Annotated in this window: 14 protein-coding genes and 2 pseudogenes; 8 read left to right on the forward strand and 8 right to left on the reverse strand. The window is 59.1% G+C overall.

Features of this window, described 5'->3' with window-relative positions; all coding sequences use genetic code 11:
* Window positions 1-14 precede the first annotated feature (14 nt).
* From ACZYR5_RS10920 to moaE, 4 genes are read left to right on the forward strand one after another with little or no spacing between them, the layout of a single operon-like run.
* Window positions 15-914, forward strand: coding sequence for a bestrophin family protein (locus ACZYR5_RS10920; RefSeq protein ID WP_489089840.1), 900 nt, complete (start codon window positions 15-17; stop codon window positions 912-914).
* 13 nt (window positions 915-927) lie between these two features.
* Complete coding sequence (gene moaC / locus ACZYR5_RS10925; RefSeq protein ID WP_489089839.1) at window positions 928-1,422, forward strand: cyclic pyranopterin monophosphate synthase MoaC; 495 nt, start codon at window positions 928-930, stop codon at window positions 1,420-1,422.
* Window positions 1,419-1,670: a molybdopterin converting factor subunit 1 gene (gene moaD / locus ACZYR5_RS10930; RefSeq protein ID WP_489089838.1), complete on the forward strand. Its 252-nt coding sequence runs from the start codon at window positions 1,419-1,421 to the stop codon at window positions 1,668-1,670. Before moaC ends, moaD begins: the two co-directional genes overlap by 4 nt.
* Before the next feature lie 3 nt (window positions 1,671-1,673).
* Window positions 1,674-2,126 carry a molybdopterin synthase catalytic subunit MoaE gene (gene moaE, locus ACZYR5_RS10935; RefSeq protein ID WP_489089837.1) on the forward strand — a complete coding sequence of 151 codons (453 nt, stop codon included), beginning with the start codon at window positions 1,674-1,676 and terminating at the stop codon, window positions 2,124-2,126.
* A 75-nt stretch (window positions 2,127-2,201) separates the two neighbouring features.
* Here moaE and ACZYR5_RS10940 read toward each other — a convergent pair whose 3' ends face one another.
* Together ACZYR5_RS10940 and moaB are read right to left on the reverse strand one after the other, a co-directional pair.
* Complete coding sequence (locus tag ACZYR5_RS10940) at window positions 2,202-3,407, reverse strand: molybdopterin molybdotransferase MoeA (RefSeq protein WP_489089836.1); 1,206 nt, start codon at window positions 3,405-3,407, stop codon at window positions 2,202-2,204.
* On the reverse strand, window positions 3,404-3,943 hold the full coding sequence (gene moaB / locus ACZYR5_RS10945) for a molybdenum cofactor biosynthesis protein B (protein ID WP_489089835.1): 540 nt from the start codon (window positions 3,941-3,943) through the stop codon (window positions 3,404-3,406). Before moaB ends, ACZYR5_RS10940 begins: the two co-directional genes overlap by 4 nt.
* Before the next feature lie 229 nt (window positions 3,944-4,172).
* On the opposite strand from moaB, the pseudogene mobA reads away from it, so the two are divergent.
* Together mobA and ACZYR5_RS10955 are read left to right on the forward strand one after the other, a co-directional pair.
* Window positions 4,173-4,828, forward strand: a pseudogene (gene mobA, locus ACZYR5_RS10950) (molybdenum cofactor guanylyltransferase MobA).
* Between the two features lie 63 nt (window positions 4,829-4,891).
* The gene (locus ACZYR5_RS10955) at window positions 4,892-5,788 is read left to right on the forward strand and encodes a LysR family transcriptional regulator (RefSeq protein ID WP_489089834.1); all 897 of its coding nucleotides are present in this window, start codon (window positions 4,892-4,894) and stop codon (window positions 5,786-5,788) included.
* A 25-nt stretch (window positions 5,789-5,813) separates the two neighbouring features.
* Here the strand turns inward: ACZYR5_RS10955 and ACZYR5_RS10960 are convergent, their stop codons facing one another.
* From ACZYR5_RS10960 to ACZYR5_RS10975, 4 genes and pseudogenes are all read right to left on the reverse strand, one after another.
* Complete coding sequence (locus tag ACZYR5_RS10960; RefSeq protein ID WP_489089833.1) at window positions 5,814-6,755, reverse strand: Dyp-type peroxidase; 942 nt, start codon at window positions 6,753-6,755, stop codon at window positions 5,814-5,816.
* A 134-nt stretch (window positions 6,756-6,889) separates the two neighbouring features.
* A complete protein-coding gene (locus ACZYR5_RS10965) occupies window positions 6,890-7,471 on the reverse strand; it encodes a molybdopterin dinucleotide binding domain-containing protein (RefSeq protein ID WP_489089832.1) in 582 nt (193 codons plus the stop codon).
* A gap of 27 nt (window positions 7,472-7,498) precedes the next feature.
* Complete coding sequence (locus ACZYR5_RS10970) at window positions 7,499-7,846, reverse strand: DUF8051 family protein (protein WP_489107617.1); 348 nt, start codon at window positions 7,844-7,846, stop codon at window positions 7,499-7,501.
* Window positions 7,803-7,997 (reverse strand): annotated as a pseudogene (locus ACZYR5_RS10975) (DUF8051 family protein); the annotation flags it as partial. The pseudogene ACZYR5_RS10975 and the gene ACZYR5_RS10970, both read right to left, overlap by 44 nt.
* A gap of 190 nt (window positions 7,998-8,187) precedes the next feature.
* Here ACZYR5_RS10975 and ACZYR5_RS10980 point away from each other — a divergent pair.
* A complete protein-coding gene (locus tag ACZYR5_RS10980) occupies window positions 8,188-8,718 on the forward strand; it encodes an NADPH-dependent FMN reductase (RefSeq protein ID WP_489089830.1) in 531 nt (176 codons plus the stop codon).
* 72 nt (window positions 8,719-8,790) lie between these two features.
* Here the strand turns inward: ACZYR5_RS10980 and ACZYR5_RS10985 are convergent, their stop codons facing one another.
* Together ACZYR5_RS10985 and ACZYR5_RS10990 are read right to left on the reverse strand one after the other, a co-directional pair.
* A complete protein-coding gene (locus ACZYR5_RS10985) occupies window positions 8,791-9,825 on the reverse strand; it encodes an alpha/beta hydrolase family protein (protein ID WP_489089829.1) in 1,035 nt (344 codons plus the stop codon).
* Between the two features lie 130 nt (window positions 9,826-9,955).
* Window positions 9,956-10,819: a LysR family transcriptional regulator gene (locus tag ACZYR5_RS10990; RefSeq protein WP_489089828.1), complete on the reverse strand. Its 864-nt coding sequence runs from the start codon at window positions 10,817-10,819 to the stop codon at window positions 9,956-9,958.
* A gap of 108 nt (window positions 10,820-10,927) precedes the next feature.
* On the opposite strand from ACZYR5_RS10990, the gene ACZYR5_RS10995 reads away from it, so the two are divergent.
* On the forward strand, window positions 10,928-11,320 hold the full coding sequence (locus ACZYR5_RS10995; protein WP_489089827.1) for a tautomerase family protein: 393 nt from the start codon (window positions 10,928-10,930) through the stop codon (window positions 11,318-11,320).
* Window positions 11,321-11,336 lie beyond the last annotated feature (16 nt).

Genomic DNA, 11,336 nt, shown 5'->3' on the forward strand with positions numbered 1-11,336 from the left:
GAAGGCTGTTTCCCATGATTGTCAGAGCCAAACCCAACCTGATCGGTGTATTGACGTCGCTCAAGGGCTCCGTTGCCCGGCGCATCGCGCTGCGTAGCCTGCTGGTGACACTGCTGGCCTCGGTGATTGTGCTGGTGGAAACCCTTCATCCGGCGTACTTCTCCAAGGTCAACGCCACGCCGTTCACGCTGTTGGGCCTGTCACTTTCAATCTTCATGAGTTTTCGTAATAACGCCTGTTACGACCGCTGGTATGAAGGTCGCAAAGCGCTCGGGGCGATGGTGATGGATGTGCGGGCGATGATACGGGAAACCCAGGTCATCAAGGACGCCAGCCAACGCAGCCATATCCTTCGCAACCTGTGCGGATTTGCCCATGCGCTGAACGCCGGGCTTCGTCATGAAGACGAGTTAAGCGTGGCCGAGCCCTGGCTGGACAAGCTGCCGTCAGCCAACACCCCGAACATTCCGCAAAGCATCTTGAGCCACGTCACCCAGCAGTGCTCGACGCTCGCCGAATCAGGGGAGCTCAATGAATGGCGCTACCAGTTGATGTCCCGCCATTTGAGCAACCTGACCACGACCCAGACAATTTGCGAGCGCATCAAAAGCACCCCGCTGCCCTTCCCCTACACGCTCTTGTTGCACCGCACCAGTTACATGTTCTGCATCCTGCTGCCCTTCGCAATGGCCGAGCCATTGGGCTGGCTGACACCGATTTTCACGGCGATTGTGAGCTACACGTTTTTTGGCCTGGACGCGATTGGCGATGAACTGGAAGACCCGTTCGGCTACGACGAAAACGACCTGCCGACCAATGCCATCGTGCGCACGATCGAACGTGAAGTTCTCCACGCCAATGGCGCGACAGAGCTGCCTCCCGTGCTTCAACCCATCGACTTTGTACTGAACTGATCCGAGGACCTCCATGAACGACCTCCAACACACACTGACGCATCTGGATGCCGCAGGCCGGGCCAACATGGTCGATGTTACGGACAAAGCCGCCACCACCCGAGAAGCACAGGCACAGGCCTGGGTACGCATGCAGCCGTCCACGTTGAAGTTGATCCAGGACAATGGGCACCCCAAGGGCGACGTATTTGCGCTCGCCCGTATCGCCGGGATCATGGCCGCAAAGAAAACACATGAACTGATCCCGCTCTGCCACCCGCTGATGCTCAGCTCGATCCACCTCGAACTGAGCGTTGTCGAGCCCGACAGCGTGCGGATTGTCAGCACCTGCCGGCTCAACGGCCAGACCGGTGTCGAACTGGAATCCCTGACCGCCGCGAGCGTGGCCGCCTTAACGATCTATGACATGTGCAAGGCCGTGGATCGGGGGATGGTCATCGACCGGATCCAGGTGCTGAAAAAACAGGGTGGTAAATCGGGGACCTTCATAGCCGGTGACGCCGAATGATCCTTATCAACTACTTTGCGCGCTACCGGGAACAACTTGGCATCGGTGATGAAAAGCTCGCGCTGGACGGCTCGTTGCGCACCCTGGATGACGTCAGGCAACGGCTGAGGGCCAGAGGCGGGATGTGGCAGCAAGTGCTCGGAGAATCCAGCCTCATGTGCGCCCTGAATCAGGAGTTGTGTACGCCCGACGCTCCGATAGAAGACTTCGACGAGATCGCCTTCTTCCCTCAAGTGACCGGAGGTTGAGCGATGACTGTTCAGGTTCAGACCGAGCTGTTTGATCTGGGTGAGCTGACCCGCAGCCTGCACGCCGAAGACCTGGGCGTCGGCGCCGTCGCCACCTTTGTCGGCTATGTGCGCGATCTCAATCAGGGGGATCAGGTCAGTGAATTGTTCCTTGAACATTACCCGGGAATGACCGAGCGCTCACTGCAGCAGATCATCGATCAAGCCCATCAACGCTGGCCGTTGCAACGAGTGACCATCGTCCACCGCGTGGGGGCATTGAAGGTCGGTGAGCCCATCGTGTTTGTCGGCGTTGCCAGCGAACATCGCCAGGAAGCCTTCGATGCCTGCAACTTTTTGATGGACTACCTGAAGACTCGCGCACCGTTCTGGAAGCGTGAACACACGCCGTCCGAAGAGCGCTGGGTAGAGGGAAGAGAAAGTGACCAACTGGCGGTAAACCGCTGGACTGCATGACGCCCCCATCGGCAGGAGTACGCTGGCTCGCGCCTACAGGGGCGGTGGCGGTAGTCGAGAACGGTGCATGCCGCGTCAGAACAAGTCGCAGAAAGGAATGAACCGCGCCGCGTCACCGCGCTGCAGGGTGCAGCCCTCGGGAATTTCCAGCAGCCCGTCCGCCCACGAAGCCCCCAGCAGCACGCCTGAGCTCTGGTTCGGATACAGAATCGCCCGTCCCCCCTCCAGCCTGGCCCGCAGGTATTCGCGACGGCTGCCTGCTTTCGGCCAGTCAAACCCGACGTTAACCGGGAAGCTCAAGGGCGTAACGTCATCGACACCCTGGATGCGTAACAGGTAGGCCCTTGCCAGCAGGCCAAACGTCACCAGCGCCGAGGCCGGATTGCCTGGCAAGCCGATGACCGGCACGTTGCCGAAGTAGCCCACGGTCAAAGGCTTTCCCGGTTTGATCGCGAGTTTCCAGAATAACGGCTTGCCGCTATCGCGCAGCACCTGGCCAAGGCAGTCGGCGTCTCCGGCAGACACGCCACCGGTGGTCAGGATCAAGTCGGCGGCATGTTGCAACTGTTCCAGCTTGAGCCGCGTAGGCTGCGGCTGGTCGGGAAGAATACCGCCATCGATCACCTCACAACCCAATGCACTCAGCCAATGGCTGAGCAAGATGCGATTGCTGTTGTAGATACAGCCGGGTTTCAACGGCGTCCCCGGTTCAGCCAGTTCGTCCCCCGTGGACAGCAATGCCACCCGTGGACGCCGCACCACCGATACATGGGTACAGCCTTGCGCCGCCGCGATGGCCAGCGCGAAAGGCCCGAGCCGCTTGCCGGCAGCGAGCAGCACCTGCCCGGCACGGTTTTCCTGGCCTTGCGGGCGGATATTCTGACCCGCGCTCAGGGCCTGCTTGAAGCGCACCCGACCGTCCTCCAACTGCTCGACGTTCTCCTGCATCTCGACGCAGTTGGCCCCATCGGGTACCGGTGCGCCGGTGAAGATTCGAGCGCAGGTGCCCGGCAGCAATGCCTCAGGCGTCTGCCCGGCGAAAATCTGTTGCGAGACGGTCAGCGGCTGGCCCTTCCAGTCGTCGACGTTCAAGGCGTACCCGTCCATGGCACTGTTCGGCCACGGCGGCAGATCCAGGGTCGCGATCAAGTCATTGGCCAGCACCCGTTGCCGTGCGTCGCTCAGTGCTACCGACTCACTGTCTTGCAGGCGTTGCGCCTGCGCCATGGTCAACAGTGAAGCGATGGCCTCCTCCACTGACATGAGTGGTGACGGGCTCATCCCCGGGACTCGCACAAGGTCACCGACTTCAGGTGCGGCACAAAATTGCACGGCCTGTGGCGCGCATCCAACTGCTCGGCAAGGATACCCTCCCACGCCGTGCGGCAAGCCCCCGTCGAGCCCGGCAGGCAGCACACCAGCGTTCCGTTGGCCAGACCGGCCAAGGCACGGCTCTGTACCGTGGAGGTGCCGATATCGAGGATGGATATCGCACGGAACAACTCACCAAAACCGTCAATCTGCTTGTCCAGCAAGCAGCTGACCGCTTCAGGCGTGCTGTCGCGCCCGGTGAAGCCTGTGCCCCCGGTAATCAGTACCACCTGAATCTGCTCGTCGGCGATCCAGGTCGCCACCTGCGCGCGGATTTTATACAGGTCATCCTTTAGCAAGTTGCGCTCGCTCAAACGGTGACCCGCCTCCAGCAGCCGGGTGACCAGCAGTTGCCCGGAGGTATCGCTGGCATATTCACGGGTATCACTGACGGTCAGCACGGCCATATTCAGCGGTACAAACAATGCATCCGACTTCACGCTCATGTCACTCTCCTGCAGCCATTATCGAAGCGATTGGCAGAGGCTAAAGCGCCCAAACAACCACTGTCTAATCGTTACGATTGACCGGATTATCGAGCGCTTCTATTACTGATCTTTCCGGGCGCAATTGGCCGGTGATCGAGTGAATCGATCATCCCTTCAATAGCCATGATTGGACGTACAGGCGCGCGAGTGAGATCGTCTGCCTCTCTCTCTTCGCGGTGCTCCCGTCATGCTATCGAACTGCTCTGCTGAAGCTGCATCCAGCCCCTGCTCGGTCCTCCTGCTGGCGGGCGGGCGCGGGGCTCGTATGGGCGGGCGGGACAAAGGATTGCTGGTGTGGAAAGACAAGCCGCTGATTGCCCATGTACAGGCCATCGTGCGTCCGTTCACCGACGACTTGATCATTTCCTGCAACCGCAATGCAGCGCGTTATCGCGCATATGCCGATCAATTGGTCGAAGCTCCACAGAAGGACTTCCCGGGCCCCCTGGCCGGTGTTCTGGCCGGACTTGCCGTTGCACACCATCCTTGGATGCTGGTGCTTGCCTGTGATGCTCCGAATATCGATGCCGCACTGATCAAGGCCATGCTCGAGGCGCGACCGGCGCCGCGCTGATGATCCAGCAGGCCGGGCAATGGCAGCCCATGTTCAGCCTGATCCCCACGGCGTTGTTGCCGCAGTTGAAACAGGCCTGGAATGACGGCGAACGCAGCCTGCTGCGGGGGCTGCTCAAGCATGAGCTGATGGCATTGGCCTGTGCTGGCGATGACCTGCGCCTGAGCAATTTCAATACGCCTGAATGGCTGGCCGGGCATTCATTGGCGTGCACCGAAGACCTCGACGCCGCATTGGTTAAGGGAGCCCGAACAGATTCACTAAAATAATCCACGGCTTCTTGCCACTAGCGTTAATAATTACCTTTCATTTATTCCGTAGCAGGTGCCTTAGTGGATATCAAGCAGCTTAAATTCCTCATCGCGCTGGAACAGACCCGACACTTCGGCCAAGCGGCTGCGCGCTGCCACATCACCCAGCCGACCTTGTCGATGCGTTTGCGTAATCTGGAGGATGAGCTGGGCCTGGAGCTGGTGACCCGGGGCCAGCGCTTCGAAGGGTTCACAGAGGCCGGTGAACGCGTGCTCGCCTGGGCCAGGACCTTGCTCGCCGCCCATGATGGGTTGTTCGCCGAAGCTGCCGCCTGTCGCGGCCAACTGGTCGGTAGTTTGCGCCTGGGCCTGGTGCCGCTCAGCGGCTTCAATCCGATCAGCTACATTCAGGGCCTGTCCCATACCTTTCCGGAACTCAAGTTCAGCCTGACGTCCATGAGCTCGGACAAGATCATCGAAGCCTTGGGCACCAACCAGCTTGATCTGGGGGTGTGTTATCTGGACCACGTAAACCCTAATTACCTGGAGTTTTTCGAACTGGGCGAGACCCGTGTCGGCCTGCTGTACGACACACGCCACTTCCATTTCGAAGGCACGGAAATGAGCTGGGAAGACGCCGCCGAACTGCCTTTGGGCATGATCAGCAATGGCATGCACTATCGAAAATCCATTGACCTGAGCTTCCGCAGTCGCGGTCTCGACCCACAGCCCATCCTCGAAAGCGATTCGACGTACCAGTTGTTCCAGGCGATCCATGAAGGCTTTTGCTGCTCGATCATGCCGCTGGACAGCGACCTGGAGAGCCCGATCGAGAATCTGGGGTTTATCAATCTACCGGACGCCAGCGTGCTCGCGCCTCTGGGGATGGTGATGCGCAAAACCGAGCCCCGTTCGGCCATCGCCGAAAAGTGTTTTGGAGAAGCCAAAAAGTTATTCACCCCCCAGAGCATGAGCTAACCGGTGGCCGGATAGCTCATGAACGCTACCGGTCAGCCAGCGCCTCGAGAAGATCCGCAGAAGGCACGAAAAACAATCCGCCGGTCACCGCCGTGCTGAAATCCAGCAAACGGTCATAGTTACCCGCCGGCTTGCCCACGAACATGTTTTCCAGCATCTGTTCAATCGGCTCGGGCGAGCGGGCATAGCCGATAAAGTAGGTGCCGAACTCGCCTGCTCCCGGTCGCCCAAACGGCATGTTGTCGCGCAGGATCTTCACCTCTTCGCCGTCCTTGGTGATGGTGGTCAGGCTGCTGTGCGAACAACTGGGTTTGACCGCTTCACCCAGTTCGATATCGGTCAGTTTGGTACGGCCAATGACCCGTTCCTGGGCTTCAACAGGCAACGCGTTCCACTCGGTCATTTTGTGTATGTACTTCTGTACCAGCACATAGCTGCCCTGGCTGAATGCGGAGTCTTCATCACCGATGAGGGTGAAATGCTCCAGCTTGCGACCTGCCGGGTTTTCTGTGCCATCGACAAAACCGATGATGCTGCGCATGTCGAAATAGCGGAAACCCTGGACTTCATCGACCACCGTGACAGCATCGCCCAAGGCTGAAAGCAGCTGTGTTGCCAGTTCAAAGCACAGATCCATCTGATCGGCTCGAATGTGCAGCAGGATATCGCCTGGCGTGGCTACCGCTCGACGTCCATCCACACCAAACTCTCGAAACGGATGCAGCGAAGCCGGGCGTGGTGCACCAAACAACGTGTCCCAGGCGCTGGAACCAAAGCCGCACACACATGACAGATTACCGGCTGGCACACGCTTGCCAACAGAGCGTGTAAGCGCTGCGATATCGCCACACCAGGCACGAACCGTCTCGACTGCTTCGATGCCCGGGTTGAGCATTGCAACGATGAAAATCGCGCTACTGGTTACAGGGCTGCAAACGGATTGAGGCTCGAAAGTTTCATTGGTCATGGATTCACGCTTTGTGATTGGTGGCGCCATAGGGTGCCGGGGTGAGCCGTTGAGATTAGCAGAGCGGCCTGAGTCGAAATACGACATCCACTAAAAAGGGGCTTTACGCCCCTTGTTTGATCATGATCAGCCGCTCAGTTAACTTCCGAGCGCATGACCCTTACGGGGACCGATTTGTATGACGGCGTGCCGCTATCGACGTCGATATAGTCCAGCGGCACCAGTTGGTTAGCCTCCGGGTAATACGCGCCCACCGAACCCGCCGATATCTTGTACTCGATGGCCGTTATTTTCTCGTAGCGCATCTTGCGCCCCTGGGTGACCGTTTCGATATCGACCAAATCCCCGTGAGCCAGCCCCCGTGACTGAAGATCAGCCGGGTTCATGAACAACACGTCTCGCCGACCAAATACACCGCGATACCGATCATCCAGGGCATAGATCGTCGTGTTGTATTGGTCATGGCTGCGCAGCGTGATCAGCCGCAAGACGTCCTCACCGTCAACTTCCTTGTCTTCATGCAGACCGGGGAATACAAAGAACTCAGCCTTGCCCGAGGGCGTCATCCAGATACGCTCCGTCGCGGGAAGCGGCATCCGAAAGCCTCCGGGAACCCGGATGCGCTCATTGAACGCCTCGAAGCCCGGGACGGTTTTCTCGATCAGATCGCGGATTTTGTCGTAATCAGCCGCCAGTTCCAGCCAGGGCAGATGCATAGTTCATGGCCGATGTGGCGTCATGACCTATAGACCCATCGCAGACCGGGTCGCGTAGGCGACAATGATCACCGCCACGATGACAAGACCGATCAGCACTGGCCCAGGAATCGATGGTCGGCTCGACATTACCGCGTTCGATGCGTCGTACCGGGAAAGCATGATCACCGCCAGCACCAGCGCCCCGCCGAGGACGGTGCCGAGCCATTCGAGTGTGGTCAGCAGAGGCGACATAGGGCTCGGCGTTACCGGAAAAATACGGCCGAGACCGAGTAGATAGACGCAGACAAAAGCGAGACCGGCACGCTCCGACAGGCCATACCCCCCGCCCCTTGCGCGCGACGATAACGGCAAGCACCAGACTTCCCAGACCAAGCACTGTCAGGAGCACGTTGAATGCGCCAAGCACAATCGCAGGATAGGCGCTGAAATCACGGGTCTCGACAAACCCTCCCGGCGCCATAAGGCTCAAGTTGACAGCGGAGGCGATCAAGAGGGTGACAACGGCGAAACGGAAAACGGTCATGAGTGCGATCCTTCACAGTGATGTGGTCGAACTTGCCAGTTCGATGGTGCTTTTCATCGGCAGGCGTGTAAGAACATCCTCCAACTAAGCATCCATCGCCGCTTTTCTATGCAGCAATGGCGCAATGGTGAATGAGGTCCGGCGTGTGCGAAACTTCACCGACTTACGAATCACGAACGGAGTTGAAATAGTGCGTCTGCTTGCTGTTTCTGGAAGTCTGCGTCAGGCCTCCTCCAACTCAGTTCTGCTACGAGCAACTGAGCGTCTATGCCCCGAAGGGGTATTGGTCGTGCATTACGAAGGCCTAGCTGAATTGCCTCATTTCAACCCGGACCTGCTCGAGGATCCCCCCGAGTCAGTCTTGGCGTTGCGCGCAATTATCGGGCAGGCGGATGGGCTGTTGGTTTCGTGCCCCGAGTACGCTCGAGGTATTCCCGGCGCATTCAAGAACATGCTCGATTGGCTGGTGAGCAGTGAAGAGTTTCCGGGCAAGCCTGTCGCGCTGTTCAACGCATCGCCCAGAGCCAGCCACGCGCAAGCGGCATTGCGGCTGGTCCTGGAAACGATGTCGGCGAGCATCATCGAGCAAGCGTCAATCACGGTTAACCTCCTGTCCAGCCAGTCGAGCGCCGAGGGCATTGCCGCCGACCCGGTGATGGGCCCGTTGATCAGTACTGCGCTCGGCGCGTTTAAACGGCACCTCGACAATCAAAATGCTTGATGCTTCGACATGGGTTGTTGAGTAGTCGCCGCATGCCGTGATTGCCGGCTAGAACACTGGCCGCCAGTGCCTCTACTGGCGGGCTCTGGCATGAACCCACGCGTTTATCGTTTCAAGGGCGCCTGGTGCGTAGGCATGGCGACTTTCCATGAGGAACCTGATCGTGGTGAACCAGGACCACTCACTGGTGAGTTGCGTGTTGTAAGCCGCCGTCTTGAGCAGCCCATGGGTTGCATCCGGTATGACTTCAATCCGGTTGGCGGGATGGTTGCCGCCGAGCGCCTTTTGGTAGAGGGCTGCGCTGGCTTCGGGATCGACATTCAGATCGTCCGCGCCCCACAGCGCAAGCAGTGGAATGTCGAGTTTTTTCAAGGCACCGGTTGCATCTTCGTGAAGATTGCGCCGCACAAACGCCCATCGCTCTGCACTCATACCGTCCAGAAGGGCAGCCGGCGGCACCTGCGCAGAGGCGAACAAACGCTCATCGGCGGCGGCGATCCGAGCCATCGTTGCGTCGATGTCGGGCTCGGACATCCCCGCGCGTTGCAACCGCGTCCGCGTGTAATAGTCACCTTGTCGTTGCCAGGAAACCGCGCCGCCGACAAGCACCAGAAAGTCCGCATCCCCCGACGCCAGGCGGGGCAGTACCCAACCGGCTTGTGAAAACCCAAGCGCACCGACAGGGATTGCTGGCAACTTACTGCGCAGGGCAGACAACGCGCTGCGCACGTCCACGTAGCGGTCCGTCATCGACTGGCGGAGCCAATTCCCCGGCGAATCCCCAATGCCCGGTTTATCCCACGAAACAACCGCAATGCCTGCATCGAGAAGCGCGTTGATGAGTGGATCGTAACCCTGCTGCGACGTCCGATCCTGGGGGCCATCCCCGTGAACCAGAACCACTGCCGCTGTTGCTGCGTGGTCAGGCAGCCAGAGCGTGCCAGCCAGGCGCAACCCATTTGCGTCGAATGCAAACGGTTCGCTGACTCTGCGATCCAGACCATAAGTGTCTAGCCGTGCGAGAACAAGCAACGCGATAGCCACGATGAAACAAACGACGGCAATCAACTTTACGCGGTAACGTTTCATCCAGATTTCTCTACGCATAGTCACTCCTTCTTTTCCCTTCAAGAGTTCCGGCTGACAGGCCCGAATCTCAGTGCCAATCCCTGACGCAGTGCATGCATTTCGCAACGCCCCCATAGCGCCCTAGCTACGCTGCTGGCTCTTCGGACAATTAACTGAACTGGCTCGCAAGCATTTCCCTGACGGCCCCGACCAAGGGCGACTCGCCAGGCCGAGGGGGCAACAGGCTGAACTCAACATCCGGCAATCCCGGTAAATGTTGCGCCGACTGGCAGACCTGCGCGCCCATCGGTACAGCGGAGGCATTCAGACAAGCGACGCCCAAACCCGCCAATAACGCTGATTGCAGCCCCGCGACTCCGGACGCCGAATGCGCAACCACATAAGGCACCTCGTGAGCCTCCAAGGTCTCACTGGCGAGGCGCTGCAGGCTGCACCCCTGCGGCAGTACCAAAAGTGGCAACGGGGTGTTTTCCTCCCGCTCAACCTCGAACCCCGCGACCGACACCCAACGCAACGCCTCCCGTCGCACCGGCAAGCCCTCAGGCAGGCTGCGCCCGTCGAGAATTCGCATGGAAAGTCCGATATCGAAGTCGCCTGAATCTGCCCCGCTCTCGATTTGCATGCTCTTGCGTACCGACACATGCAGGCGAAGGTGCGGATAGCGCACTCGCAGTTTCTTCAACAGGTCGGCGATCGAGCTGGGCAGAAAGTAGTCGGTGATGGCCAGCCGCAACTCGCCGACAAAGGTCACGCCACGCACGCTTTCAAGGGCACGCTCACTCAAGGCGAGCATGTCGCGTGTATGGACCAGTAAGCGTTCGCCAGCCGGTGTCGGCCTGACGCCTTTTTTACCCCGTTCCAGCAACGTAACCCCGGTGAAGGCCTCGAGCTTGCGCAATTGCTCGCTTAACGCCGACTGCGACCGACACAACTTGGGCGCCGCCTGCGCGAGGCTGCCTGACTCCATCGCAACCGCGAAGGCTCGCAAAAGTTCGAGATCAAAGGGACGCATGCTCATCCTGCCGATTTTCCGAAGGATAGGATCATATCTTCCGGCTTTTCAGCGCTCAACCCACTCCTTACTCTGAGCCGGACATTAACGTCCTGCGAGAACTCCAACATGCCTGGCATCACACTCAAAATCTCTGGCCAACCTGACCTAACGCGAGTCCAGGGGATCGTTTCCCAGCTCACCACGCTAACCTGCGACGTGCTGGAGAAACGCCCGGAGCAGACACTTGTGATGGTGCATTTCGTGCCTCATGAGCAATGGTTCATCAACAGTTGCTCGCTGGCCGAGCTGGGTTACAACTCGTTCCGGCTGGAGGTCACCATCACCGATGAGACAAACACCAAAGTGCAGAAGGCGCGCTTTCAGCGTGAGGCTTTCGCGCTATTGGCCGAGGAAATCGGCAACCTACATCCACACTCCAACATCCACCTCATCGATTGCAGGGCCAGTGCGTATGGGTATGGCGGCGTGAGCCAGGAATATAAACATCACCATCCCTGATACCAAAACCAGCGAC

The sequence above is a fragment of the Pseudomonas sp. F007 genome (assembly GCF_057814275.1).